Source organism: Flavobacterium sp. NLM, from assembly GCF_002210235.1.
GTDB lineage: Bacteria > Bacteroidota > Bacteroidia > Flavobacteriales > Flavobacteriaceae > Flavobacterium > Flavobacterium panici.
Genome location: NZ_LIAC01000003.1, coordinates 140,901 through 167,526, shown reverse-complemented (window position 1 = coordinate 167,526; position 26,626 = coordinate 140,901). Strand labels below are relative to the sequence as shown.

General features: G+C 32.5%; 30 protein-coding genes. 14 read left to right on the top strand and 16 right to left on the bottom strand.

What is annotated here, in order from left to right; genetic code table 11:
- Nucleotides 1-29: 29 nt before the first annotated feature.
- On the top strand, nucleotides 30-1,103 hold the full coding sequence (locus tag APR43_RS05065; RefSeq protein WP_053473625.1) for a glycosyltransferase family 4 protein: 1,074 nt from the start codon (nucleotides 30-32) through the stop codon (nucleotides 1,101-1,103).
- A 3-nt stretch (nucleotides 1,104-1,106) separates the two neighbouring features.
- On the opposite strand, the gene APR43_RS05060 is transcribed toward APR43_RS05065, so the two are convergent.
- Nucleotides 1,107-1,970, bottom strand: a complete 864-nt coding sequence (locus tag APR43_RS05060; RefSeq protein ID WP_053473626.1) for a hypothetical protein — start codon at nucleotides 1,968-1,970, stop codon at nucleotides 1,107-1,109.
- 119 nt (nucleotides 1,971-2,089) lie between these two features.
- Here APR43_RS05060 and APR43_RS05055 point away from each other — a divergent pair, with 119 nt between their 5' ends.
- Nucleotides 2,090-3,109 (top strand): glycosyltransferase family 2 protein, encoded by a 1,020-nt coding sequence (locus APR43_RS05055; protein WP_053473627.1) that lies wholly within the window; start codon nucleotides 2,090-2,092, stop codon nucleotides 3,107-3,109.
- A 3-nt stretch (nucleotides 3,110-3,112) separates the two neighbouring features.
- Here APR43_RS05055 and APR43_RS05050 read toward each other — a convergent pair whose 3' ends face one another.
- From APR43_RS05050 to APR43_RS05020, 7 genes are read right to left on the bottom strand one after another with little or no spacing between them, the layout of a single operon-like run.
- Nucleotides 3,113-4,078 (bottom strand): glycosyltransferase, encoded by a 966-nt coding sequence (locus tag APR43_RS05050; protein ID WP_053473628.1) that lies wholly within the window; start codon nucleotides 4,076-4,078, stop codon nucleotides 3,113-3,115.
- A 41-nt stretch (nucleotides 4,079-4,119) separates the two neighbouring features.
- Nucleotides 4,120-4,755, bottom strand: coding sequence for an acetyltransferase (locus tag APR43_RS05045; protein ID WP_053473629.1), 636 nt, complete (start codon nucleotides 4,753-4,755; stop codon nucleotides 4,120-4,122).
- Complete coding sequence (locus APR43_RS05040; protein ID WP_053473630.1) at nucleotides 4,755-5,765, bottom strand: 3-oxoacyl-ACP synthase III family protein; 1,011 nt, start codon at nucleotides 5,763-5,765, stop codon at nucleotides 4,755-4,757. Before APR43_RS05040 ends, APR43_RS05045 begins: the two co-directional genes overlap by 1 nt.
- A 7-nt stretch (nucleotides 5,766-5,772) precedes the next feature.
- A complete protein-coding gene (locus APR43_RS05035; protein ID WP_053473631.1) occupies nucleotides 5,773-6,516 on the bottom strand; it encodes an SDR family NAD(P)-dependent oxidoreductase in 744 nt (247 codons plus the stop codon).
- Nucleotides 6,503-7,603, bottom strand: a complete 1,101-nt coding sequence (locus APR43_RS05030; RefSeq protein ID WP_053473632.1) for an aromatic ring-hydroxylating oxygenase subunit alpha — start codon at nucleotides 7,601-7,603, stop codon at nucleotides 6,503-6,505. The genes APR43_RS05035 and APR43_RS05030 overlap by 14 nt, the downstream gene beginning before the upstream one ends.
- Nucleotides 7,600-8,655: a 3-oxoacyl-ACP synthase III family protein gene (locus APR43_RS05025; RefSeq protein WP_053473633.1), complete on the bottom strand. Its 1,056-nt coding sequence runs from the start codon at nucleotides 8,653-8,655 to the stop codon at nucleotides 7,600-7,602. Before APR43_RS05025 ends, APR43_RS05030 begins: the two co-directional genes overlap by 4 nt.
- Before the next feature lie 4 nt (nucleotides 8,656-8,659).
- Entirely contained in the window at nucleotides 8,660-8,890 is a 231-nt protein-coding gene (locus APR43_RS05020) for a phosphopantetheine-binding protein (protein WP_053473634.1), read from the bottom strand.
- A gap of 250 nt (nucleotides 8,891-9,140) precedes the next feature.
- Between APR43_RS05020 and APR43_RS05015 the strand changes: the two genes are divergently transcribed.
- The gene (locus APR43_RS05015; protein ID WP_053473635.1) at nucleotides 9,141-10,217 is read left to right on the top strand and encodes a DegT/DnrJ/EryC1/StrS family aminotransferase; all 1,077 of its coding nucleotides are present in this window, start codon (nucleotides 9,141-9,143) and stop codon (nucleotides 10,215-10,217) included.
- Between the two features lie 39 nt (nucleotides 10,218-10,256).
- Entirely contained in the window at nucleotides 10,257-10,829 is a 573-nt protein-coding gene (locus tag APR43_RS05010) for an L-threonylcarbamoyladenylate synthase (protein ID WP_053473636.1), read from the top strand.
- Between the two features lie 227 nt (nucleotides 10,830-11,056).
- Here the strand turns inward: APR43_RS05010 and APR43_RS05005 are convergent, their stop codons facing one another.
- Complete coding sequence (locus APR43_RS05005) at nucleotides 11,057-12,181, bottom strand: cysteine desulfurase family protein (RefSeq protein ID WP_053473637.1); 1,125 nt, start codon at nucleotides 12,179-12,181, stop codon at nucleotides 11,057-11,059.
- Between the two features lie 86 nt (nucleotides 12,182-12,267).
- Between APR43_RS05005 and APR43_RS05000 the strand changes: the two genes are divergently transcribed.
- Nucleotides 12,268-13,278, top strand: coding sequence for a hypothetical protein (locus APR43_RS05000; RefSeq protein WP_053473638.1), 1,011 nt, complete (start codon nucleotides 12,268-12,270; stop codon nucleotides 13,276-13,278).
- A gap of 120 nt (nucleotides 13,279-13,398) precedes the next feature.
- Here the strand turns inward: APR43_RS05000 and APR43_RS04995 are convergent, their stop codons facing one another.
- Nucleotides 13,399-13,950, bottom strand: coding sequence for a Smr/MutS family protein (locus APR43_RS04995; RefSeq protein ID WP_053473639.1), 552 nt, complete (start codon nucleotides 13,948-13,950; stop codon nucleotides 13,399-13,401).
- On the bottom strand, nucleotides 13,940-14,125 hold the full coding sequence (locus APR43_RS04990; RefSeq protein WP_053473640.1) for a hypothetical protein: 186 nt from the start codon (nucleotides 14,123-14,125) through the stop codon (nucleotides 13,940-13,942). Before APR43_RS04990 ends, APR43_RS04995 begins: the two co-directional genes overlap by 11 nt.
- A 122-nt stretch (nucleotides 14,126-14,247) precedes the next feature.
- Here APR43_RS04990 and APR43_RS04985 point away from each other — a divergent pair, with 122 nt between their 5' ends.
- A complete protein-coding gene (locus APR43_RS04985; protein WP_309842061.1) occupies nucleotides 14,248-14,514 on the top strand; it encodes a DUF2752 domain-containing protein in 267 nt (88 codons plus the stop codon).
- Between the two features lie 16 nt (nucleotides 14,515-14,530).
- On the opposite strand, the gene APR43_RS04980 is transcribed toward APR43_RS04985, so the two are convergent.
- On the bottom strand, nucleotides 14,531-15,232 hold the full coding sequence (locus APR43_RS04980; RefSeq protein ID WP_053473642.1) for a DUF1003 domain-containing protein: 702 nt from the start codon (nucleotides 15,230-15,232) through the stop codon (nucleotides 14,531-14,533).
- Between the two features lie 190 nt (nucleotides 15,233-15,422).
- Between APR43_RS04980 and epsC the strand changes: the two genes are divergently transcribed.
- The 3 genes from epsC to APR43_RS04965 all read left to right on the top strand — a co-directional run bounded on the left by epsC (nucleotide 15,423) and on the right by APR43_RS04965 (nucleotide 18,232).
- The gene (epsC, locus tag APR43_RS04975; protein WP_053473643.1) at nucleotides 15,423-16,214 is read left to right on the top strand and encodes a serine O-acetyltransferase EpsC; all 792 of its coding nucleotides are present in this window, start codon (nucleotides 15,423-15,425) and stop codon (nucleotides 16,212-16,214) included.
- Between the two features lies 1 nt (nucleotide 16,215).
- The gene (gene cysM / locus APR43_RS04970; RefSeq protein WP_053473644.1) at nucleotides 16,216-17,103 is read left to right on the top strand and encodes a cysteine synthase CysM; all 888 of its coding nucleotides are present in this window, start codon (nucleotides 16,216-16,218) and stop codon (nucleotides 17,101-17,103) included.
- A gap of 142 nt (nucleotides 17,104-17,245) precedes the next feature.
- Complete coding sequence (locus APR43_RS04965) at nucleotides 17,246-18,232, top strand: aldo/keto reductase (protein WP_053473645.1); 987 nt, start codon at nucleotides 17,246-17,248, stop codon at nucleotides 18,230-18,232.
- Nucleotides 18,233-18,611: 379 nt separating this feature from the next.
- On the opposite strand, the gene APR43_RS04955 is transcribed toward APR43_RS04965, so the two are convergent.
- Entirely contained in the window at nucleotides 18,612-19,487 is an 876-nt protein-coding gene (locus APR43_RS04955; RefSeq protein ID WP_240514928.1) for a sensor histidine kinase, read from the bottom strand.
- 333 nt (nucleotides 19,488-19,820) lie between these two features.
- Between APR43_RS04955 and rlmD the strand changes: the two genes are divergently transcribed.
- The 3 genes from rlmD to APR43_RS04940 are packed head-to-tail and all read left to right on the top strand — an operon-like array spanning nucleotide 19,821 to nucleotide 22,616.
- Nucleotides 19,821-21,233, top strand: a complete 1,413-nt coding sequence (rlmD, locus tag APR43_RS04950; protein ID WP_053473648.1) for a 23S rRNA (uracil(1939)-C(5))-methyltransferase RlmD — start codon at nucleotides 19,821-19,823, stop codon at nucleotides 21,231-21,233.
- A gap of 14 nt (nucleotides 21,234-21,247) precedes the next feature.
- Complete coding sequence (locus tag APR43_RS04945; protein ID WP_053473649.1) at nucleotides 21,248-21,820, top strand: DUF6452 family protein; 573 nt, start codon at nucleotides 21,248-21,250, stop codon at nucleotides 21,818-21,820.
- A complete protein-coding gene (locus tag APR43_RS04940; protein ID WP_053473650.1) occupies nucleotides 21,792-22,616 on the top strand; it encodes a DUF6048 family protein in 825 nt (274 codons plus the stop codon). Before APR43_RS04945 ends, APR43_RS04940 begins: the two co-directional genes overlap by 29 nt.
- Nucleotides 22,617-22,701: 85 nt before the next feature.
- Here the strand turns inward: APR43_RS04940 and APR43_RS04935 are convergent, their stop codons facing one another.
- The 3 genes from APR43_RS04935 to APR43_RS04925 all read right to left on the bottom strand — a co-directional run bounded on the left by APR43_RS04935 (nucleotide 22,702) and on the right by APR43_RS04925 (nucleotide 24,903).
- On the bottom strand, nucleotides 22,702-23,394 hold the full coding sequence (locus tag APR43_RS04935; protein ID WP_053473651.1) for an aspartate/glutamate racemase family protein: 693 nt from the start codon (nucleotides 23,392-23,394) through the stop codon (nucleotides 22,702-22,704).
- 18 nt (nucleotides 23,395-23,412) lie between these two features.
- Entirely contained in the window at nucleotides 23,413-23,649 is a 237-nt protein-coding gene (locus APR43_RS04930; protein WP_053473652.1) for a hypothetical protein, read from the bottom strand.
- Between the two features lie 90 nt (nucleotides 23,650-23,739).
- Nucleotides 23,740-24,903: a class I SAM-dependent RNA methyltransferase gene (locus tag APR43_RS04925; RefSeq protein WP_053473653.1), complete on the bottom strand. Its 1,164-nt coding sequence runs from the start codon at nucleotides 24,901-24,903 to the stop codon at nucleotides 23,740-23,742.
- Between the two features lie 135 nt (nucleotides 24,904-25,038).
- On the opposite strand from APR43_RS04925, the gene APR43_RS04920 reads away from it, so the two are divergent.
- Together APR43_RS04920 and APR43_RS04915 are read left to right on the top strand one after the other, a co-directional pair.
- Nucleotides 25,039-25,803 carry a class I SAM-dependent methyltransferase gene (locus APR43_RS04920; RefSeq protein WP_053473654.1) on the top strand — a complete coding sequence of 255 codons (765 nt, stop codon included), beginning with the start codon at nucleotides 25,039-25,041 and terminating at the stop codon, nucleotides 25,801-25,803.
- A gap of 96 nt (nucleotides 25,804-25,899) precedes the next feature.
- Nucleotides 25,900-26,568, top strand: coding sequence for a ZIP family metal transporter (locus tag APR43_RS04915; protein WP_053473655.1), 669 nt, complete (start codon nucleotides 25,900-25,902; stop codon nucleotides 26,566-26,568).
- Nucleotides 26,569-26,626: the final 58 nt, after the last annotated feature.

The following is a 26,626-nucleotide window of genomic DNA, read 5'->3' as shown; positions in this document are numbered from 1 at the left end:
TTATTGTACTTTCGTAAAAAAAGAAAATAATGTCCTCAAAAAGTATCTTTCTAGAAACGCATAATATCAACAACAGAGCATCGGGTTTAGGAACTTTTAATTATGAATTAATTAAAGGATTATCTACGTTAGATTTTAATAATTACGAATTAACGCTGAACAGTGCAAAGCCGGAACTTTTAAAAGACGAATTTAAGGATAAATTTAAATACCATAAATACAGCAGTCTTTCAAGACATCCGTTGTTTAGAATTCGAAAAAAATACGATTTATGGCATTCTGTAAATCAAAACATTAAAGTTGAGCCTTTCCATAAAATAAATTATCTGCTAACTGTTCACGATATTCATTTTGTTGAAGAAGTTTCAAACGATAAAAGTCCTAAATTAAAGAAGCTTTTTGCAGAAAAACTAGAAAGATCTACTGCGATTACTTATATCTCAGAATTTGCAAAGAAACATACACACGAACATTTTAATGTTCCAAATGTTCCTGAATATGTTATTTATAACGGAAACCCAATTTCGACACTTTTAGATACTTCTGCTTTTGTTTCAAATGTTCCTGTTGACAAGCCTTTCTTTTATTGCATTGGAGATTTTATTGAGAGAAAAAATTACAGTTCGATCATTAATATGATGAAATTCATAAAAGATTTTAATTTAATTATTTCAGGAAATAACGATAAAAAATACGGTGAAGAAATCAAAAAACTCATTTCTGATAATAATTTAGAAAATCAGGTTTTTTTAACCGGAAAAGTGTCTGATGAAGGGAAACAGTTTTATATGAAAAACTGTACCGCATTTCTTTTTCCATCAATTCGCGAAGGTTTTGGACTTCCGCCAATTGAAGCGATGAGTTTTGGTAAACCGGTATTTTTATCTGATAAAACTTCGCTGCCTGAAATTGGAGGTGATGTTTCTAATTATTGGAACAATTTTGATCCTGAATATATGAAAGAGATTCTTTTTAGCGGATTAACGAATTTTGACAATAATAAAACCGAAATCGAAAATCAGCTTAAAAAAAGAGCTGCAAGTTTCGATTGGAAAGTTGCAGCTGCTGAATATTTTAATGTTTATAAAGAGATCGTAAAATAAATTCTATTTATTTAAATGTTTAAACCACTGCCCGACGTTTTTTTTCCAAATGAAAAAATCTGATGGCAGAACTTTAAAAAAGTCCAGGTTGTTTTTAATTTCATTAAAAGTTGAACCTTTAACAAATGCCAGTTTTTTCCATTTTTCCGGTTCCATGTAAAAGAAGTTTCGCATGCTTTTATAGTTGCACTCGTTTACAGTTTCCCATTTATTCAGGAATTCTTCTTTATTGATATCCGTATCATGTCCCCAATTGTTAAACTTCATTTCCAGTTCTTCTTTTGTTCTGGATATGCATTCGTGTAAAATTGGGCCTTTAAAATAAATGATTCTTTTACGGGTTTGTCGTCCTATTTTATAACTAGGATAGTTTGTAGCCACCATAATTTTGGTCGGCTTTTTAACATACAATACTCCTTTATCCAATCTTTTATATAGGTTTATAAGGCATGGAGAAATCTGAACCTGATTTTTTTCGGGATTATCCAGAAAATGACTTTTTGACTTTAAAAATTTTACAAACCCTTTAAAATCTAAAAAATATTCATCTGCATCTAATTGAATGAGCCAGTTTCCTATACCCATTTTATCGGCAAGAATTTTTCGTTCCAAAACTTCACATTGCATGCTGGTCAGTTCCGGATGATAAAAATTATCTTCTAGTATTTCTATTTTAGAATCGACATCAATCGTCCTCAACCATTGAAAAAAATCGTCTTCTATAACAAAAGATTCTCCTTTCCAGGTCTTTCTTTCTTTATCAATTGCTAAAAAAATTGAGTCAGATTCTTTATATACTTGTGGAATAGCAATTTTAAGCAATTCATAATCATACGACACTAAAAATCCGACCTGAATTTTTTTCATTTAATTAAATTTGTTAGGGGCAAAGATAAAAACATTCCGAAATTATCTACGAAAATTGCTTTCGAATTTTTAAGATAATTTTAACTTAAACATTATCTTTGCCTTATAAAACAAAAACCATGCAAATTCTTCAATTTCCTGAAATTTCTGTGATAATTCCTGTGTTTAATGCAGCTTCATTTTTGCACGAAAGCATTGAAAGTATCTTAAGTCAAACATTCTCAGATTTTGAACTTATCATATTAAACGATAAATCTACTGATGAAAGTTTAGAAATAATTAAAAAATTTCAAGCTAAAGATAATCGAATAATTATTATAGACAAAGAACAGAATGTTGGACCTGCAAACCTTAGGAATGAAGGTATTAACGCTGCAAAAGGTACTTATATTGCCTTAATGGATGCTGATGATATTGCTTTGCCAACCCGTTTTGAAAAACAAATTGAAGTATTAAAAAACAATCCGGAAATTGGAGTCTGCGGTACATGGTTTACTTTTTTTGGTTCAAAAAAGGATAAAATCATAAAGCATAACACAAATCCAGATGCTATAAAAGTATCTTTTTTACACAGTTGTAACATTGGGAATCCAACTGTAATGTTTAAGAAAGAAGTTTTAGGAGATTTAAAATTCGATAACGACTATGTTCCTGTTGAGGATTATGATTTATGGAGCAGATTATTAGCTAAAACTAACTTTTATAACATTCCTGAATCTCTGTTAAATTACAGACAGCACAATAATAACATCAGTAAAACAAAAATTGATAATGTAAACCGATCTGTAAAAAGAGTTAAAGTAAATCAATTGGCGGCGCTTGAAATTAATCCTGCCGATCCAAAAATTGATTTTTACCTAAATGCTGTTTCGTTTAAAAAAGGGCTTTCTCCAGAAGAAATTATTGAAACTATTAATGCATCAAAATTCCTGCTTTCACAAAATGAAAAGCTAGGGTATTTTAATCATGAAATTTTGCAAAAACATATCACTAAAAATTTAATCCGCATTGTTCGAAATGCAGGTTCTTATAAACTTTCATTTTATAAACATTTGAAAAATAACGAAGGTTCATTATTCCAAAAAATAAACTTCGTTGATAAAGTGATTCTCTATTTTAAATCCTTAACCGGGAAGTAATAATTAAATATTTGTTTTAATATAACGCCACAGATATTTCATTTTTAATGACAGATTGGCTTTGTCTAAAAATTCACTTATAGCTTTCTCCGGTTCTTCAATAGTTTTATACTGATCCGTTTTGCGCAATTTTAAAGCTTCAAATGCTGAAGCTTTTAATAAGGTTGCCATAACTTTTTTCATGTTATTAGTTCTGGCCTGTGGAATGTTTTCAAGTATTTCTTTTATATTTAAATAAGAAGAATATCGCTGGAAAAAAGGTGTTTTTAAGGAATAAACTCCGCCCGAATGCCATCTGTAAACTGCGCCCTGAAAATTTAGAAACGCTCCTTTTCCATTGCAAAGTGCTAATGCATAAAGTGTATTATCTTTTCCGTACTTGAATTTTTTATAATCTAAAGGATCAACGGCTTCTTTTCTAAAAAGACTTGTTAAGGTATAAGTACAATAAGGCTGAAAGAGTGTATTAAAATCAATCGTATAAACAGCTGGCAAAGTGCTGCTGAAATCATTAGGAATTAATTCTGTTTCTTTTTTGGTAAGGAAATCTGTCCATGTAATTGCATAATCAGGATTGCTTTCTAAAAAGTCTACTTGCTTTTGCAATTTTAATTCATCGATCCAATAATCATCTCCTTCGCATAAGGCGATGTATTTTCCCTGCGCCATGGGAAAAGTAATATCACTCCAAAAATTAATCTTTTGAGAATATTGATTTTCTTTCTGTAAAACGGTTTTAATAATTAAGGGATATTTTTGGGCAAATTCAGTAACAATACTGGCTGTATTATCTGTTGAAGCATCATCATGTACAATGATCTCAAATGGAAATGTCGTTTTTTGATTTAAAAAACCTTCTAAAGTTTCTGTAATAAATTTTTCATGATTAAAAGTATCGCATAAAATACTAACGATTGGTTTTTGTATATCGCCAGTCCAATTTAAAATGATGCTGTTTTGATCTCTCATGAAATAGTATTTCGGTTTTTTAATTATTTTTTGATTGTATTCTAAAAGTCTAGCTTCTTTGCCGGAATACCAAAAACGGTAGTATTCTCTTTTACATTTTTGATTACAAGACTGCAGGCACCAACTGTAGCGCCTTTGCGAACAGTTACACGCGGAAGCACAGTTGCACGGGTATTAAGGGTCGTTTCTTCTTCAAGAACAACAAAACCTCCCGTAAAAGAATAAGAACTTAAATGCGCCCATTTATGAATTTTAGTATCATGCCCCAAACCAACATAACCTTGTATGGTAACAAAATCTTCGATAATACAGTCATTGCTGATATTTGCATACATAAAAACCAGTAAACCAGTTCCCACAACAGCATTTGTATTTAATTTTGTAGAGGGATGAATTAAGTTAATAAACCTGCCTCCTTTTGCTATAATCAGTTCGGCGTAATGTTTTTTCCATGCAACAGTTCCTAATGCGCAGACAAAAACATCATCTTCTTCAATTTTATAATCTTCTACAGAAGAAATAATCGAAGGATAATTTTCAAAACCATCAAGCGCATCAGCCTTATCGTCAAGGAAACCTTTTATTACATATTCGAGATTATAACCAGAACATTGTGTCGCAAGGTCATAAACTTCACGTCCAAATCCTCTTGCGCCTACTATTACTAAATTTTTCATTATTCTATAATTAAGTTACAGGCAGCCCAAGAATATCCTATTCCAAAACCAGCTAATATTAAATTTTTAATGTTAGTTAGTTTTTCTTGGTTTTGAGCTTCGTATAAAGCGATTGGAATGGTTGATGAAACTGTATTACCACAATGTTCCATTGCAATAAAAAACTTTTCTTCAGGGATTTTTATTTTTTTTCTTAAGTGATTCAGCATGTATTTATTTGCCTGATGAAAGATAAACAAGTCGATATCATCTTTAGATAAGTTTGATTTGTCTAAAATAGCTTCTGTAAGTTTCGGAACAAATTCACCTGTAAAATTGAAAATTTCAGTTCCGTTCATGAACAAATTTTTATCGTTTCTCACGTTTCCAAATTCATCCTGAATATCTTCATTTTCATTTGAAACCGGAAAACGCATTCCGCCTTGTTTTACAATTAGGTTTTCTGCCCCTTTTCCATCGGTGCCAAAAATAAAATTACCTACTGAACAAAAACCTTTGTCGCTTGTAATTAAAGTTGCCGCGGCGGCATCTCCAAATATAGTTTTATTGCTTTTATCTTTTGGGTGAATAAATTTTGAATAGGTTTCTGAAGTAATCAACAAAACATTTTTTGCCATTTCACCAGCAATTAAACCTTTTGCTAAACTTAATCCATAAACAAAACCAGAACATCCTAAATTAAAATCTAAAGCTCCAACTGAAGTATTTAATCCTAATTTATCCTGAATGATACAAGCGGTTGTAGGTAAAAAATAGTCAGGACTTTGCGTACAAAACAACAAATAATCAATAGTAGATCGATCAATATTATGTTCTGCAAATAATTTTTCTGCCGCTTTAACAGCCATGTCTGATGAAAATTCATCATCAGCACTGATATGTCGGGAATTGATTCCCGTTTTTGAACTTATCTTTTCAATATCCCATTCTGGAAATGCCTGATTAATTAAATCATTAGATAAAATTTCTTCAGGTAAATAATATGATATGGCTTTAATATTTGCTTTCATCTTCAAATTATATGGTTGAAGTCCTTCCGCCGTCTAATACTAAATTTTGTCCGGTAATCCAGCTGCTTGCGTCAGATAACAAAAACACAATTGGGTTGGCAACCTGAACGGGATCTCCATATCCTAAAGGATATTTTTTTTCGTCTTGCTGAATTACTTCTAAAGATAAATCTTCAATCGATTTTGATGTAATTTCTGTTTTTACCATTCCCGGCGAAACGCAGTTTACACGGGTTTTACTTGATGCAAATTCGTTTGCCCAAACTTTAGAAATTGCAATTAATGCGCCTTTGCTTGCTGCATAAATTCCGTTTCCTTTCATTCCAAATAAACCGGCAATTGAAGAAACTAAAACAATGGAACTTCCTTTATTAATTTTCTTTTTTTTGAAAATCAAATTAACCAAGTAAGCAATTGAATCAAAATTGATGCTTCGCATTTCATTCATTAATTCTTCCGAATAAAATTTAACAGGCGCCAAAGACACTATTCCCGCCGAATGTACAATTCCGTCAACATTTTCGATTGTATCAACAATAGATTTAATATCTTCCATTTGAGATAAATCTGCCGTTATGAAACTATTTTCACTTCCGCATTCTTCTATTAATTTTTCCAAAAAATCTTTACGTCTTGCAATTGCTATAAAACTTCCGCCCTGCCTTGCAATTGCTAAACAAGTTTCATAACCAATTCCCGAAGATGCTCCGGTTACTAAAATTTTTTTTCCTGATAAATCAAATGGATTCATTGTATTTGCTTTTGTTCTTTTGTTTATTAAAATATTCGTAAAACTTTAAAATTCTAAATTCTTCATCGCCAAATATTGGCGAATGGTCTTTAAAGTTTTTTAAGTTAGACTGAATATTTTCTACAATTTTTTTATCCTCATTTAAAACTAAATCCAAAGAATCGTTTGAACTTGTATTTATAAAATCAATAATATTTTGTTCTGATTCGCTTAATTCTTTTTCAAATTTTGGAGCAAAATAGCGTACTCTTAAATTTGTTTTTGAAGAAGATTCCGGAAGCATAAATCCTAAATAAAATCCTTTTCCTTCAACTGAACTTACAAATGCATTTGGATAAAGATAAAAATGCAGATATCCCTGCGTTTTAAAAGTTCTTCCTGCCAAAGATTTTTCGATAATCTTATTTGGTTTTACATCTTCGCCTTTTGGAAATTCGCACCAGCTGTGTGCATCAAAAAAATCAAATTTCTCTGGCGGAACAGATCCGAATCCCATTTTTGCAAATGAATTTTCATGAACTGACGTACAATGATAGCATTCCAGAACATTTTCTATCAAAAGTTTCCAGTTTACTTTGTGCTCAATTGTATAATCGATTGTTTTTGAACCAAAATGCTGGCTTATTTCTTCAAGCGGTGTAAATATATTTCCTAAATACTGCTCTAAAGTTTTGTCGAACTTATCGTTTAATTTTAAAAAGATAAAATCGCCGCAAAAGGCAACTTCATATTCTTTAAGTCTTAACTCGTTTATATGGTCTCTTTCAAAAGAATTTCGGCACATTAAGCCCACAACATTTCCTTTTTTTCCGTAAGTCCAATTATGATACAAACAAGATGAAACCCTGTTTCCAAAAGGTTCTTCATGTATGGTATTAAATCTGTGAAGACAAACGTTTTGAAAAGACTTTATGGTGCCATTAAAATTTTGAATAAAAATTTTATCGCCGTAGTATTCAAAAGTTACAAAATCGTTGTTGTTTAATAGTTCATTTTTATGAGCTGCTAAAATCCAGGATTCATTAAAAAACAAGGATTTTTCTTTTAAATAAACTTCATCGTCTATATAATCCAGATTCTTTATCATATTTCTATTAAATCAGAAATCACAACATTATCCAGCTTAATTCTTGCTGTTCCCCAAGATAAACCAACTCCAAATCCGCAAACTATTAAATCTTTAGAAGCGTTTGTTAAACTCTCTTTTAATTCGGCAGTAATAGTTAAAGGAATTGTGGCAGAAGAAGTATTTCCAAATTCTTTTAAGGAATAAGGAACTTTTTCAACCGGCAGTTTTAATTTTTTGACAATCATTTTATTCATCATCAAATTGGCCTGATGAAATACAAAATGATCTATTTTATCAATATCAATCTCAAATTTTTCAACAAGCTTTTTTACGGTTTTAGGAGCTTGTGAAATTCCGAAACCAAAAACGTCCATTCCGTCAAGAACCAAATTGCAGGCATTACGGCTGATTCCTTCTTCAATATCTTTTACAATAAGAGAATCTTCATTTATTCTGTTTCTTGACCCTCCGTCAGGAACAATTATGGCTTTATATCCGGAACCATCTGTACCTAAATCAAAAAGTAAGTTTTCTGCTTTTTCATCAAATTCAAATGCAGTGGCACTTCCTCCATCACCAAAAAGCGGAACGGTACTTTTATCTTTTTTAGATAATAGTTTACTGCTTGTATCTCCGGCTAAAAGTAAACCTTTTTTTAAACCGGTCGCTTTCATCATTCCGGCAATAATAGACATTCCGTACACATAACCAGAACATCCCAGCGGAACATCAAAAGCAATACAATTAGTAGACAAACCCAATCTGTCCTGAAGTATAGCGGCAGAAACAGGTAAAATATAATCGGCAGTCTGAGAAACAAAAACCAGGATTTCAATTTCGTCTTTCTGCCAATTTAAATCTTTAATAAGCTTTTCGGCGGCTTCGCAGCATAAATCAGATGTGCAAATTTCTTTTGTAGCAATACGTCGTTCTTCAACTCCGGTTGCTTCAATAAATTTTTGAATTTCTTCTGATGTTAATATATCTAAATCGACATTCAGTTCCTTATTTTTAGGAACGCAGCAGGAAATACCTTTTATTGCAATATCATTTACTGAAAAAGCTGCCATTTAATTATGCTTTATTTTTAATTATTTCGAAGATATCATTTAATGAATTAGAAGATTTAATTTCATCTCCAGTTAATTTTACATCGTATTCTTCATCTGCCATTGCAATTAATGATAACGCTGTTAATGAGTTCCACTCATCTAAATCTCTAAAAACAGTTTCCTGCGTGATTAAAGCTGCATCTGTATCATCTAAAATATCTGCAAAATTTTTCAAAAAAGCGTTGATTTCCATAGTAATCTTAAATTTATTTTGTGTTCATTTTTTACATTAATCATACCAAATATCAAAAACACATCCTTATCAATTGGATTAAAACTTTAACTTCCTGTTTACCAATCAGGTTAACCAAAAGTTTTACTTCTTAAAATGTTATAATATTCAGTTATGTCAAAAATTAAGGTTTCTTTTCCTAATTTTACCCCGCAAATATAACAATAGTTTATCCGTAATGATAAATTAAACTCATTAAATCCATAATTAAATGATTCCTGTAACCAAAACTTTTTTGCCCCCGCAAGAAGAATATAATTCTTATGTAAAACGTGCATGGGATAAAGTTTGGCTAACAAATAGAGGCGAACTTACTTTAGAATTAGAAGATAAGCTTAAAAATCTTCTTGGCGTTTCTAATTTGATAATTACTAATAACGGTACAATTCCTATTCAAATTGCCTTAAAACTTTTTGGAGAAGGCGGTGAAATCATTACAACACCATTTTCATATGTTGCCACATCTGCGGCAATTGTATGGGAAAACTGCAAACCCGTATTTGTAGATATCAATCAGGATTATTTAACAATTGACGAAACCAAAATTGAAGCTGCAATAACACCCAAAACAACTGCAATATTAGCAACCCATGTTTTTGGAAATCCTTGTGATGTTATTGCTATCGAAAATATTGCAAAAAAGCACAATCTAAAAGTTATTTATGATGCTGCACATTGTTTTGGAGTTAAATTCGACAATCAGTCTGTATTTAATTTTGGAGATGTAAGCACTTGTAGTTTTCACGCTACTAAATTATTTCATACGGGAGAAGGCGGCGCTATGTTTTGCAACGATGCAGCCATTTTTCATCAGCTTTATTACAGTCATAATTTTGGACACAATGGTCCTTTGGCTTTTCATGGTTTAGGAATAAATGCTAAAATTTCTGAGTTACAGTCAGCATTGGGTCTGGCGGTACTTCCATATATGGATCATATTATTTCTGAAAGAAAAAAAGTGGTTGATTTCTATAATAACAATTTAAATTTCAATACTGTAAAAACTTTAAAAATAAGAGAAAACACAGAATGGAATTATAGTTATTATCCTGTAATTTTAGATTCTGAAGAAACTTTATTACGAGTTTTGGAAGCTTTAGCAAATAACAATATAATTCCCCGCCGTTATTTTTATCCTTCTTTGAATACTATAGAATATACAAAAGGAGAAAAAATGCCTGTTTCTGAATCTATCGCATCGCGAATTTTATGTTTACCCCTTTATGTGGGAATTTCTGAAGCCGATTTAAAAAATATAACTCAAATTATAAATACACAAACATTGTAATACAGAGCATTATTCTGTTATTATTAAAATATTTAGGTCATGAATCAAGATATAAATACTGAAGTTCACAATGCTTATGAAGTGATTAAAGAAGGCGGCATTATTCTTTACCCTACAGATACCGTTTGGGGAATAGGTTGTGATGCTACTAATCCTGAAGCTGTTGCCAAAATCTACAAACTAAAACAACGCGCCGAAACACAAAGCATGATTGTTTTAATGAATGGAGAAAAAATGATTTACAACGTTTTTAAAAACGTTCCTGAAGTGGCCTGGCAGATTATGGATTTATCTGAAAAACCAACCACTCTAATTTTAGACGAAGCCAGAAACGTTGCACATAATATTATTGCAGCCGATAAATCATTAGGAATAAGATTGGTAAAAGAGCCTTTTTGTTTCAAGTTAATGGAAAGAATGAAAAAACCATTGGTTTCGACTTCTGCAAACATTTCAGGACAGCCTACTCCTATTTCTTTCAAAGACATTAATCCCGAAATTATTAAAGGTGTTGATTATGTTGTAAAACTAAATCAGGATAAAATCGCCGGAAAACCATCAACAATTATAAAATTGACAAACGATTCGCAGGTAAAAGTTATTCGTAAGTAATTTTAGATTTTAGAGTGTAGATTTTAGATTTTTTAACACCTAGTTTTGTCATTTCGACGAAGGAGAAATCTCCACGAGAAACTCGACAAAGATTGGATTTTTGTTACGGAGTTACTTGCGGAGATTTCTCCTTCGTCGAAATGACAATGTTTGTGATTATTTTTTTAACTAAAGTTTTTTTACACCCGCTTAGCCCCTCAGCAATTCTGAATCTTTGCACCTAAAAACTAAACAACTTTAAGACTCTCAATCAACCAATCGATATCTTCTTTAGTATTATAATGACTAAATGAAATTCGGAGATTTGGTAATTTTAAATCATCATCTGAGAGCATTTCTTTTAAAACATGCGAAGGTTTTATACTTCCGGACTGGCAGGCACTTCCTCTTGAAACTGCAATTCCTTTCATATCTAAACTAAATAAAAGCATTGAAGTTTTATCTGAAGAAAAAGGTAACGTGATATTGATGATATTATAAAAATCGTCTTTTTTTCCGTTAATTCTAAAACCCGGAAAATTAAGTTCCAATTGTTCTATAAGATATTTTTTAAGATCAGAAATATGATCTCTTTCTGTGTCTAAATTTTCATAAGAAAGAGACAACGCTTTTGCCATTCCGGCAATTTGATGTACGGCTTCTGTTCCGGCGCGAAGACCTTTTTCTTGTTCACCGCCAAAAATCAACGGCTGTAAACCAGAATTTTTTCGGATAAAAGCAAAACCAACGCCTTTTGGTCCGTGGAATTTATGTGCACTTGCTAAAATAAAATCTACAGGAATTTTTTGAAGATCGATTTCAGTTTTTCCAATTGACTGAACGGTGTCTGAATGAAATAAAGCATTGTATTGTTTGCAGATCACCCCAACTCTATCCAAATCTAAAACAGTTCCAGTTTCGTTGTTTACGTGCATTAAACTAACAATGGTTTTCTTTTCATCAGAAAGCAAATTAGAAAGATGCGTTAAATCAATACTTCCGTCTTGATTAACATTTACATAATCTACCTGAATATTATAATCAGACTGCAATGCCAAAACGCTGTATAAAACAGCATGATGTTCAATTTTTGTAGTTATGATACGCTCTACTTTTAAATCTTCAACAGCCGATCTCAGAATCCAGTTATTCGCTTCCGTTCCGCCAGAAGTAAAAATAATTTCCTGCGCAGAACAATTTAAATGTTTGGCAATACTTTTTCTTGAAAGTTCTAAAACTGTTTTAGCATTTCGTCCAAAACTATGCGTAGAAGACGGGTTACCAAAATCTTCTGCCATAATTTTAGTCATTTCCTGAATTACTTCAGGTCGCATAGCAGTTGTTGAGGCGTTATCGAGGTATACTTTTTTCATTGCTGCAAAGTTATGAAATATCAATTGTCTAATCTAAAAGTTCATTTGCCAAATTTTTCACTATTTTTGACCCAAATAAAATTACGATGAAAAAATATGTAAGCCTTTTGATATTGGCTCTTTTGTTAAACGGATGCGACGACGGCGATTTAACTGTAGATACAATTAATTTTGAAGATATTCAGACTTCAGCAAAATGTCCTAATTCAAGTACTGACGAGACTGCGCCAACTCTAATTTATAAATTAAAAACTCAGGAAGCATTAATACTTCAGCTGCCGGCAAACAGTATTAAAAACGACGCTACACCAGATGGTGATCCGCTTACTTACGATATAAACAATTCAACTTATCGTGTACTTTACAGAGCTTATGACGGTAAAGTTGCAGTTGATAATATTTGTGGTACAATACCGCCAAGAACACCAAATGTAACAGAAGAATGGCAGGCTACAGCAGGTATAATTGAAATTACATCATCACAAGTTACAGGAGATAAAAGCCAAACTGACGGAAGTACAAGAATTACAGGTTACAATCATCAAATTGTTTTTAGAAATATTACTTTCTTAAAACCTGCAGGTCCACAAACAGAAGAAGAATTTGTTTTTGGAAATTACACAACTTCACCGGATCCGTTATATTTAACTTTTACAACTCCGGCATTACAATGTACAGATAAGAAACAAGTTTATAATTTTAATCCAACTTCTTTTATGCAGGTTAATAATCTGGACCAGACACTTATTAAACAAGTAGTAGGTACAAGATCTGCAGCCATAACAGCAGCAGCAAACAATATAAATTATACTACTTTTAAATCTAATACAGGTACTTTAACCAGCTCGTACTTTTGTATAACCCCGGCACCTTCTGCACCAGCTATAAGCACAGTATGGAATAGCGTAGCAGATAACAAAGGTATTGTTGAAGTTACAACAACAGCAACAGGTACAACAAGTATTGTTTATAAACATACTATTACCATAAAAAATGTTACTCTTAAAAAAGGAAACAGCAGCTTTTATTTAGCAGATAATTTTGTTCTTGGTACAATAACAGATCCACCAGTAACAGCACCAACGTCCAAAAAATAGCAAAAAAATATTCTTACAAAAAACGTCTGTTTTTTGATCCGGTTTTCTATTAAATCAGATTCAAAAAACAGACGTTTTTTTATGCTTAAAAATAAAGAATTTTAAGTCTTAAAAATTCTTTTATTTATTGTTTTGGCGAATATAAACTTCCGTCGCACCTAAGCCGTATTTTTGATAATTGGCATCCTGAAAATCAATTCCGTCATAACGACCCAATAAAAAATCAAGTTCGGCTTTTAAAATACCTTCGCCGACACCGTGAATGAAAACGATTTTTGGAATGCGGTTTTTAATCGCAAATTCAATATGTCTTTTTGCCGTTTCTGTCTGAAGCGTCAGGATATCATAATTTGACATTCCGCGTTTATTTGGAACCAGTTTTTCAATGTGCAAATCAAATTCAGGAGCCGCAATTTCGCGTTTATCTTTCTTTTCCTTGACAAAACTTCGTGGTTTTGGTTCTGCTTTTTCTTTTGAAACCTCTTCTAAATCAATTCTTTTAATAGAATTCATTAAATTACTGGAATCCTGAATTTTAAGCAATTCATTGACAAAAAATGTCATCATAAATCCATCCTCAGTTTCTATTAAAACTTCTTTATTTTTCACCGAAACCACTGTTCCGTTTATTGCTTCGTCTAATACCGAAACTTTATCTCCTTTAGTCAACATCCTGCTCCTCTTTTTCTTGATTTTTACTCGGCGTTTTTGCGCTTAACTGCATCATTCCATACATAAAAACGGCAATTGCAATTACCATTATATAGATATTTTTATCATCAGAAACCTGCTCATATAATGCAACTGAAATGGCAAGAATCATAATTAAAATTTTAAAAGCTTTCATTTTCTAAAGTTTAAGAATCCAAAAGTATAAAACTTTAAAATAGAAGTTTCTTTCTTCTGAAATGTTATCGAATATTTTTTTGTAAAATTGTAAAAAATTACGCTGTGAATTTAGAGAAATATATGATCCCCTGCCTATTCAAAAAACTCTTCGGAATTGAGTGTCTGGGCTGTGGTTTTCAACGTTCTTTATTCTTACTTTTTCAAGGCGAATTTTCGGCCGCTTTTAAGATGTATCCGGCCATCTACACTACCCTTTTATTTTTAATTTTACTGGCTTTATATTTTTTGGATAAATCCAGAAACTACCAAAAAATTATCTGGAAAGCTGCCGGAATAAATATCATTTTTATGTGTCTGGGTTATTACTACAAACACTTTTATCTTTGATATTTTTAGGTCTGTTTTATTTCTTAACCTGATTTAAAATATCATTCATCATCTCGATTTGAACTTTTTGAATTTCGATTAATTCCTGCTGCTGGTGCATAATTAAATGATCGATTTTATCGTGAATCATTCTTATTTCTAATTCAGATTTCAGGTTAATCATATAATCTTTTTTGGCACGGTTTCTATCTTTTTCTTCCTGACGGTTTTGGCTCATCATAATTACCGGCGCCTGAAGTGCAGCTATACAGGATAAAATCAAATTCAATAAAATAAACGGATACGGATCAAAACCTTTATCCAGTAAAAAATAAACATTTGAGCCAATCCAGATAACAATAAAAGCTATAAATGAAATAATAAAAGTCCAGCTTCCGCCAAAGTCTGCCACTTTATCGGCTATTTTTTGACCGAAACTTCTTTTTTCATCTTCATCTTCAACAATACTCACAATTGATTTATCTTCTTTTAAAGATGAAATAACACTTTTTTCAAGGTCAGAAAGTGTTCCAATTTCAGTCGATAAATAATTAGAAATATATTTTTGACGGTATTCATTCAATTCCTGAACCGAAATAGAGTCATCATCACAAAATGAAGGATGATCTTTTAAAATAAGGCCTAAAATGGGATCGTGGATAGAATTACCGGAAATTTTCTCACTTTCGGGAAAAGAAATATCAGAAATCGAACTTTTAAAAGTTGAATTATTTTTCATTTTTGTAGATTTTATCCGCTAATTTACACAATTAACTTCTTAAGAATCATATAAAACAGAAGCATTTATTAATCTTTTATTTATCACAAATACAATTCTGAAAGCAAAATTTCTTTCGTTAAATCGTGTCCTTATTTACAAAAAACACCTTACTTTTAACGTTTTAAAATATCCACTCAATTTTACTATTGTGACTAAAGACAATATCATACAAAATATTAAGGCTTTAAAAAGCCATTCTAATATAAACTACGGTATCAAAACCAAAACTGAAGATTTTACCGAGAAGCTTTTTTACACTCTTTTTGATTCAAATGCTGCTCTTGACGAAAGTATCGATGAACTTGAAATCCGCTTTAAAGAAATAGCCGTTTTAGCCTGCAAAAAACCTCAAAATTTATGCGAATCAATATGGGACAGATTTGTAGCAAAACTTCCGGGCGTTTTAGAAAAATTAAATCAGGATGCCGAATATATTCTTGAAAATGATCCTGCATCAAACAGCATCGATGAAGTCTATTTAGCCTATCCGGGCTTTTATGCCATAGCCATTTACAGATTAAGCCACGAATTGTATCAGTTAGATTTATTGCTTTTTTCAAGATTAATGAGCGAATATGCACATAGAATTACCGGAACTGATATTCACGCCGGTGCCGATATTGCTTCGCCATTTTTTATAGATCACGCCACAGGAATTGTTATTGGCGAAACCAGCGTTATTAAAAAACATGTTAAGATTTATCAGGGTGTTACGCTTGGAGCTTTGAGTGTAAGCAAAGATATGAAAAATGCGAAAAGACATCCAACCGTTGAAGCAAATGTGTGCATTTATGCCAATGCAACGATTTTAGGAGGCGAAACCATCATAGGGAAAAACAGTATTATTGGCGGTAATTCATGGATTACGAAATCAATTCCCGAAGATTCGATTGTACTGAATACCACCACAACAGAAGTTAAAATAAAAGAAAAAAAATAAAATGGGTCCACAGAAGTTACTAAACCTAATTGGAAATACTCCATTAATGGAAACCGTCAATTTGGTTAAGAATAAAAACGTTAAGCTTTTACTGAAACTGGAAGGAAATAATCCTGGTGGAAGTGTAAAAGACAGAGCAGCATATAACATGATTGCTGCAGCGCTTGAAAGAGGAGAAATTAAAAAAGGAGATAAATTAATTGAAGCAACAAGCGGCAATACCGGAATTGCTCTTGCGATGATTGCTCAATTATTTCAAATAGAGATAGAATTAATTTTACCGGAAGATTCTACAAAAGAAAGAACACAAACTATGCGTGCGTATGGCGCTACGGTTATTTTAACGCCCGCTGAAGAGGGAATTATTGGTTCAAGGGATTATGCCGACAAAAAAGTGGCTGAAGGCGGTTATATAATGCTAAATCAGTTTGCAAATGATGACAACTGGAAAGCGCATTATAAAACTACCGGGCCTGAAATTTGGAATGATACTGATGGAACTGTAACGCATTTTGTTTCGGCAATGGGAACTACAGGAACTATCATTGGAACTTCGACTTATTTAAAAGAAAAGAATCCTGCTGTTCAAATTATTGGCGCACAGCCAAGCGACGGTTCTCAAATTCCGGGAATTCGTAAATGGCCCCAGGAATATTTACCCAAAATTTTTGATGCTTCAAAAGTAGATACTGTTATAGATGTCAGCGAAGAAGAAGCACGAGAAATGACTAAAAGATTAGCGCTCGAAGAAGGTGTTTTTGCCGGAATGAGCAGCGGCGGCTCTGTTGCCGTAGCTTTAAAACTCGCAGAACAATTAGAATCTGGCGTTATAGTAGCTGTTATTTGCGATCGCGGTGATAGATATTTGTCTTCGGATTTGTTTGATTAAAAAGAGGGACAAAGCGACAAAGGTTCAAAGGAACAAAGGGTTAGCGGAACTAATCTTATAATTTCCTAAAAGACGCACTGCTGTGCGCCTCTACAAAAACCTTTGTAACTTTGTATCTATGAACCTTTGTAACTTAAAAAAAATGCTTTACAGAAAACTAGGAAAAACAAACTTTAATATATCTGAAATCTCACTTGGAACCTGGCAGGTTGGAGGAAAATGGGGTTCAGGATTTAACGATAAAACTGCTGATGAACTTATCAACACAGCAATTGACAACGGTGTAAATTTTATAGATACTGCCGATGTTTATGAAAACGGATTAAGCGAAACTGCTGTTGGACGAGTAGTTAGTTCGCGTTCTGAACGTATTTATGTTGCAACAAAATGCGGACGTCAGATTAATCCACATGTGAATGATGGGTATCAGCCAAAAGTACTTCAGAAATTTGTTGAAGACAGCCTTAAAAGAACCGGATTAGAAACTTTAGATTTGATTCAGCTGCATTGCCCGCCTACGGAAGTGTACTACCGACCTGAAATTTTTGAAATGTTTGATCGTTTGAAAGATCAGGGTAAAATTTTGAATTTGGGCGTGAGTGTCGAAAAAGTTGAAGAGGCATTGAAAGCAATTGAATATTCGAATGTAACAACGGTTCAGATTATTTTTAATTTATTTCGCCAGCGTCCGTCGCAATTATTTTTCTCTGAAGCTAAAAAGAAAGATATCGGGATCATTGCGAGAGTTCCTCTTGCAAGCGGACTTTTAACGGGTAAATTTGATGCTAAAACCACTTTTGACGCACAAGATCATAGGAATTTCAACAGAAACGGAGATGCGTTTGATAAAGGCGAAACTTTTTCAGGAATCGATTATGATTTAGGTTTAAAAGCTGTTGAAGAATTAAAAGCCTTGTTTCCGGAAACTGCAAACCTTGCTCCTATTGCTTTGCAATGGATTTTGAGTTTTAACGAAATTAGCTGTATTATTCCCGGAGCTTCAAAAGAAAGTCATGTGCTTTCTAATTTATCAGTATATGATTTACCAAAATTAAGTTCAGAGAAAATTTCGGAAATGAATAAAATTTACGAAAAGTATATAAAGCAAGACGTACATCATCTTTGGTAAAACATAAATGAATAATCTCAAAAAAAGGGAAGTTTTATTTAAATAAAGCTTCCCTTTTTTTTACATCTACCCTATTTTATTGCTTAAATATCTTTAAGGAGCTTTTATATAAGCTTAAAGTTTTCTTCTTTGCATAAAATATTAATGACAGGATATTTTTTTAGTTTATTCGCGCAACCTTTTAAAAGAATAGGCATCTTCATAACAGATCCAAACCAAAATTACCAAACCATGAAAAATATAAGTTTTTATCTAAAAGTTGTATGTCTATTAATTCTTTCCCGCGAAAGGGATGATGAAGAATTAATGGATGAACAAATAAAAAATTAAGTTCAGAAAGAAAAAACTCAAAATCTTAGAATCTTAGAAACTTAGAATCTTAGATCTCAAACTCAATCTTAAACTCAGCACCTTTATTTTTGCCTTCACTTATGGCAGTTAATCGGCCTTTATTTTTTTCGATAATTTTTTTGCATAAATAAAGTCCGATTCCAGTTGAGGATTCATTAGCAGTTCCTAAACGGCTCATTTTGGTGAATTTTTTAAATAATTCTTCCATCTGATGTTTATCAAAACCAATTCCTCTGTCTGCAACAGTAATAACAAGATTTGAGTTTTCTTTATAAATTCTGACTTTAATATCACTGTCAAAATAAGAAAACTTAATAGCGTTACTAATTAAATTTACCAAAACCTGAACCAGCAAACCTTCATCAATCCAAAGTTTAGCTTCTTCAATTTCAACACTTAAGTTCAAGAGTATATTTTTATCTATTAATCGCTGTTCAACCTGTTCATTGATAAAAGGAAGAATATTTTCAAAATAAATAGTTTTGGTTTCCTGATTTACTTTTAAAACCTGATCTTGTTCTTTTAATAGTTTAATGAAGTTTTCGATGTATCGGAATTGCAAATTGGTCGACTCACAAATTAAATCAGCCAGATGTTTAACAGATTCTGAAGGATTTTCGCTTAAAATTAGTTTTGCCAAACCCTGTGGATTTCCGGCAAAGTTTTTTAAATCGTGTGAAAGCATGTAAATTAAATCCTGCTTTTCATTTATAAAACTTTCAGCCTCATAAATCGATTCCTGAATATTGCACATTAAAAGTCCGGCTTCATCAGTATATTCTGTTGGGAGAATTGATAATCTTCTTTTGTTTCTATAATCATCTAATGATCTTGAGGCAATAGAAATAGGTCTTATGAGCTGTTTTAAGACAACAAGAGTAACAACGGTTGCCAATAATGTCATTATTAATGAAAAAATCAGAATCGATGTGGGTGAAATAGTCTGTTCGAAAAAAAGAACAAAAAATAAAATTCCAATTAATGGAATATGTATTCCTATAAAAGCGACAAATAAAAATTTTAACGCATAACTTTTTTTCAAAAAGCTAATTTGTGAAAGATTATGATACAACTTCATAAAAACATAACAAAACTATTGATAATATATTGTAGCTTGGGGCTGAATATCAGGAACAAAGTTAACTTTTAAAGTTTATTAAACTAGTAAATTACACAATTTGATAAAATATTATGAAAATAAAATTTGTAAAAGTTTACAAACCCTTATTTTTGCGCTATGGGAAGAAAAAATACAGACAAAGTTGTCTTTCATCAAATTCAGGTTCTTGATGCCGGAGCAAAGGGAGTCTCAGTAGCAAAAGCTCCTGACGGAAAAGTAATCTTTATTCCGAATGTCGTTCCTGGCGATGTTGTTGATGTACAAACATTCAAAAAAAGAAAAGCATACTACGAAGGAAAAGCCGTGAAATTTCACGAATTATCAGAACATCGTATTGATCCAATCTGCGATCATTTTGGTGTGTGCGGCGGATGTAAATGGCAAAACATGAAATACAGCCAGCAGCTGTATTACAAACAAAACGAGGTAAAAAATCATTTACAGCGTATTGGAAAAGTTGAATTACCGGAATTTGAAACTATTTTGGGTTCAGATAAACAGTTTTTCTACAGAAATAAAATGGAATTTTCGTTTTCTAACAGCCGTTGGTTAACTGAAAAAGAAATTGGAAGTACAGAAGATTTAGGAAACAGAAATGCTTTAGGATTTCATATTCCGAAAATGTGGGATAAAATTCTTGACATCGAAAAATGTCATTTACAGGAAGATCCTTCAAATGCTATCAGAAACGAAATCAGAGCCTTTGCAAACGAGCATAATTTAGCTTTTTTTAATCCGAGAGAACATTCCGGGTTATTAAGAACTTTAATGATTCGTACCGCTTCAACTGGCGAAATCATGGTTTTGATTCAGTTTTTTGAAGATGATAAAGCAAACCGCGAATTGGTTTTAGATCATTTATACGAAAAATTCCCGCAGATTACCTCTTTACAATATGTGGTAAATGCGAAACAAAACGATACAATTTACGATCAGGATATTAAACTTTATAAAGGAAGAGATTATATCCTGGAAGAAATGGAAGGTTTAAAATTTAGCATCAACGCTAAATCTTTCTACCAGACTAACTCAGATCAGGCTTACGAATTATACAAAATAACGCGTGATTATGCAGGATTAACAGGAGAAGAAACTGTTTATGATTTATATACAGGAACGGGAACTATTGCACAGTTCGTTTCTAAAAAAGCCAAAAAAGTAATTGGTGTAGAAAGTGTTCCAGAAGCAATTTTAGACGCTAAAGCCAATGCTGAACGCAATAATATTACGAATTGTGAGTTTTTTGTTGGAGACATGAAAGTGGTATTCAACGAAGCTTTTATTGCTCAGCATGGAAAACCTGATGTTATTATTACTGACCCGCCGAGAGATGGAATGCATGCTGCTGTAATTGATCAGATTTTAAAAATTGCTCCAAAAAAGGTAGTTTATGTAAGTTGTAACTCTGCAACACAAGCACGTGATTTAGCCTTAATGGACGAAAAATACAAGGTAACCCGCGTACGTCCGGTTGATATGTTTCCGCAGACGCATCATGTTGAAAATGTTGTACTTTTAGAACTTCGATAATTATAAAACGCTAGATGAAAAAAATAATTTCTCTTTTATTAGTCTTTACATTTGGTTTATCCAGCTGTGAAAAAGATGATATCTGCGACGCAAATACACCTACTACTCCAAGATTAGTAATTAAATTTTACAGCAGTGCAGATCCGTCTACACCAAGAAGTGTTACCAATTTAAGAGTTGTTGGTATTGGCCCGGGCGCTGATCCTAACGGAATTGTTTTTAATGAAAACGCTACATCTACAACAAAATACCTGGCAAACGGAAATACGATTTCTATACCGCTAAAAATAGATGAAGATATCACTGGTTATAAATTTATATTAGATTCTGATGATCCAAACCCGGATGTCACAAACAGCGATATAATAACATTTAACTATACACGTCAAACTTCTTACGTATCCAGAGCTTGTGGTTTTAAAACCATTTTTATGCTTAACGAGCAAACTACTGAATTACCTAATACTTCTGGCTATATACGTACAGATGATCCTGATACAGGAGATGGCGTTTGGATGAAGACTTTAAATTTAAAAACCCGTAACATTGAACTGGAAAATGAAACACACCTTGAAATATTATTTTAGTCTTTGTTTCGTTTTTGCAATGCTTTTGGGACATGCTCAGGAAATAAAAGATTCGACAGTAATAAAACCAATAGTTACCGAAAAACCAAAAACTAAAACTGCAAAACCCGTGGTTCAGGAAGTTAAAGCAGACACTATTGTTCCGCCTAAAACAGATCGTTACGGTTTGCGTGTGGGTGTTGATTTGTACAAATTAACCAGAGGTTTTTATGATAAGGATTATAAAGGTGTAGAATTTACCGGTGACTGGCGTTTAACAAAAAGATACTATTTAGCTGCCGAATTGGGTTTTGAAGACAAAACTACAGATGACGACAGATTAAACTCTACAGCTACAGGAACCTATATTAAAGGAGGATTTGATTACAATTTGTATGACAACTGGCTTGATATGGAAAACCTTATTACTATTGGTTTACGAGGCGGTTTCAGTTCTTTCAGTCAAGACTTAAACAGCTATAAAATTTACAATTCAAATCCGTATTGGGGAGAAAAACCTTCAATCGAAGCAAATCAAAAAAACAGCGGTTTAAGTGCTGCCTGGCTTGAAGTTGCAGGAGGAATTAAAGCAGAAGTTTTTGATAATTTATTCGTAGGTTTTGGCGTTCAGTTAAAGCTTTTGGTAATGAACAATAAACCTTCTGGCTTTGATAACCTTTATATTCCGGGTTTCAACAGAACTTATGACGGAAGTTTTGGTGTAGGTTTTAATTATACCGTTTCTTATTTCATTCCTATTTACAAGAAAAAGGTAATTGTGCCTGAAATTCAAAAACAAGCTCCTAAAAAGAAATAGTTTTACAAAAAATTAAAAGCCGCGAATTCAAGAATCTAATATTTTAAATTCCTGAATTCGTGGCTTTTTTTTATACTTATTTTATTTAAGACAACTGAAATTCAACAGCCGATTTTGCGTGTATTAAAGTTGTATCAAAAATAGGAACCGATAAATCTCCTTCTTTTATTACCAAAGGAATTTCGGTACAACCTAAAATAATTCCTTCTGCACCGTTTTGAATCAGTTCGTTAGCAATTTCTATATAACGTTTTTTCATTTCATCGGTTACAATTCCTCTTCCCAATTCTTCGAAAATCGTATAATGAATAAAATCTTTATCATTTTCACTGGTTGGAATTATCGCTTCGATGCCTTGTGCAGCCAGTTTATCTTTAAAAAAGTCCAATTCCATTGTAAACTTAGTTCCTAATAAACCCACTTTTTTAAGCTGTTGTTTTTGAATTTCTACTGCCGTTTCAGCCGCAATATGAATAACCGGTAAATCGATCGCTTCCTGAAGTTTATCAGCAATTAAATGCATCGTATTGGCGCACAAAATAATAGCTTCTGCCCCACCCGATTTTAAAAATTCACAGCCTTTAAAAAGCATCTTGAAAGTCGAATCCCAATCGTTATTATCATTATTCTTTTTAATATCAGCATAATTAAAAGAATAAACCAAACATTCAGAGAAGTTTAAACCTCCCAGCTTTTCGTTAATTCCCAGATTTATAAGTTTGTAATAATCTGTAGTCGAAACCCAGCTTATACCGCCAATAAGTCCAATTTTCCTCATATTGCTGATTTTAAAAATTTATCCAATAACTCTAATTCCTTTTATAAAAATCCATTTCATAAAAAGTTTTTCGCCGTCTTTTGTTTTCACAGCCTGAAACTTAGGCGCAATAATAGTCGCCGCAACAAACGATGTCATCGGAATCCAGATTCCGGTTAATCCTGTATATTCTGCAATTATAAATCTTCCTAAAATAAACAGAATCGCGAAACTTCCTAATTGGTATAGAAACGCTCTTACTTGTAGTTTTGTCATTTTTTTTCTTTTTTGAGGTTCAGAGTTACAAAGGTTCAAAGGGACAAAGTTTTTAAACCTCTGCTCCTTTGAACCTTTGTCCCTTTGTTACTATTCAGAAACCTGAAATTTCGTTCTCTTACTTCCTTCGTACATTTTGTATTTAACCAAACGTGCTTCAAGGCTTCCGTTGAAAAGTTTGATTTTTCTTGACGGTTTTAATCCAACAAATTTTAAAGCTTCAAGATTTGCAGTAATAAACCAGGCGTTTGTTCCCGGATAATTTTTCTTTAAAGTATCACCTATGTTTTTGTAGAATTCTTCCATATGAATATCTAAACGTTCATCATACGGCGGATTAAATACAACGTGAAGCTTTCCTTCAACCGCTTTTTCGCTGTCAAAAAAGTTATTATCTTCAATCGTTACATAATCTTCCAGATTCGCATTTTTGATATTATCTTTAGCTTTGCTTACTGCACTTGGCGCTTTATCAAAACCTTTTATCGTATAATGAAACTCTTTGGTTTTCTTCATCAAACTGTTTACAATCTGATCAAATAAATCGTTATCCCAGTCTTTCCATTTTTCAAATGCAAACTCTTTACGATTAATGTTTGCCGGAATATTGCAGGCAATCATTGCCGCTTCGGCAAGGAAAGTTCCAGAACCGCACATTGGATCTAAAAAGTGACTTTGTCCTTCCCAGCCCGATAATAATAAAATTCCAGCTGCCAAAACCTCGTTTATAGGCGCAATATTCGTTGCCGTTCTGTAACCTCGCTGGTGCAGCGAATTTCCGGAAGTATCTAAGGCAACAGAAACCTGATCTTTATCAATATGAATATTGATTCTCAAATCAGGATATTGTTTATCAATGCTTGGTCTTTGTCCTGTTCTTTCTCTAAACTGATCGACAATTGCATCTTTACATTTTTGAGAAACAAATTCAGAATGATTAAAATAAGTCGAATGCACCGTAGCATCAATCACAAAAGTTTGATTGGCATTCAATAATTTAGACCAGTTTATTCCCGAAATTCCTTTATATAGTGCCTGTTCATTATTAGCTCTAAAAGAGTAAATAGGTTTTAGAACTTTTAGTGCCGTTCTAAGCGATAAATTAGCTTTGTACATAAAACCTTTATCTCCTTTAAAACTAACCATTCGCACTCCTTTTTCAACATCCTGAGCCCCAAGCGTACGTAATTCCTGTTCTAATATCTCCTCAAAGCCAAAAAAACATTTGGCAATCATTCTAAAATTTTCTTCCATCTTTATTTTTGTATTAAAAAACAACTCCAATCGCAGGCAGATGCCAACTTTTATTTAGGTATCCTTGCGAAATAGTTATTTTTCGGCAAAAATACACTAAATTTGCGGTACTTTATATTAATTGAAATAGAATAAATGTCTGACGCACCCAACTCATCAACACCAAATCAGGATAGAAATACCGAAAACTGGTTTACATCATGGTTTGATACTCCATATTATCACATCCTGTACAAGGATAGAAACTATAGAGAAGCTCAGATTTTTATGGACAACTTAACGCATTATCTAAATCTTCCCGAAAAAGCAAAAGTGCTGGATTTAGCCTGCGGAAAAGGACGTCATTCTATTTACCTGAATCAATTAGGGTTTAATGTTTTAGGTGCTGATTTATCTGAAAACAGCATTGCCGAAGCCAATAAAAATAGTAACGAACATCTTCATTTTAAAGTGCACGATATGCGCGAACCTTTTGAAGAAAAATTTGATGCTATTTTTAACCTTTTTACTAGTTTTGGTTACTTCGAAAGTGACGATGACAACTTAACAACGCTTAAAGCAATCAAAGAAAGTTTATCTGAATATGGATTTGCCGTTATTGATTTTATGAATGTGAATCAGGTAATTGAAACTTTGGTTCCCCAAGAAGTTAAAACAGTTGACGGAATAGATTTTCACATAAAAAGATATGTTGAAGACGGTCATATTTTTAAAGAAATTGATTTTGAAGACCAAGGCAGAAAATTTCATTTTACCGAAAAAGTAAAAGCCCTGACTTTAAAAGATTTTCAGGATTTAATGGATGAAGCCGGAATTTATCTTTTAGATATTTTTGGAGATTACAAACTCAAAAAATTCCATAAAACCGAAAGTGAAAGATTAATCATGATTTTTAAATAGCTTTAATCGTTTAACTGTTAATTTGTTTAATTGCCTGAACAAATTTACACAGAAAAAACCGATTAAACGATTAAACAAAAACCCGATTAAACAAAAATGAATTATCTACTACCCTTATTTTCTGTACTTTTAGGATATAGTGTGGCTTTGTTTTTAAAACCAACCAACAAAACCAATTTAAAATTACTACTCGCATTTAGCGGTTCATTTTTGTTATCGTTAACCGTAATGCATCTGCTGCCAGAAGTTTACAGCTCTCACAATCATAAAATTGGTTTATTTATAATGGTCGGGATTCTGTTTCAGATCGTTTTGGAGTTTTTCTCCAAAGGTGCTGAACACGGACACGTTCACGGCCACGCAAAAATGTCTCAAATTCCGTGGCTTTTATTTATAAGTCTTTGTATTCATGCCTTTTTAGAAGGTTTTCCGGTAAGTCATCATCACGATTTAGCAGTAGGAATTGCGATTCATCATTTGCCAATTGCCGTGATTTTAACGACATTTTTCATCAATGCCGATTTAAACAAAAAAGCCATTTTTGCTTTCATGCTGACTTTTGCCATCATGACGCCGCTTGGAACCGTAGCATCTGAATATCTCCCAATTTTAAACGATTATTATACCGAAATAACAGCAATCGTAATTGGTATTTTATTCCATATTTCATCAACAATTATCTTTGAAAGCAGCGAAGGACATAAATTTAATGTTGCCAAAGTTTCCATGATCGTTTTAGGAATTTTATTGGCATTCTTTTTATAATCAGGGCGTGTCAGTATTTAAGAAAAGGCCCAATCAACTTTACGTTCATTGGGCCTTT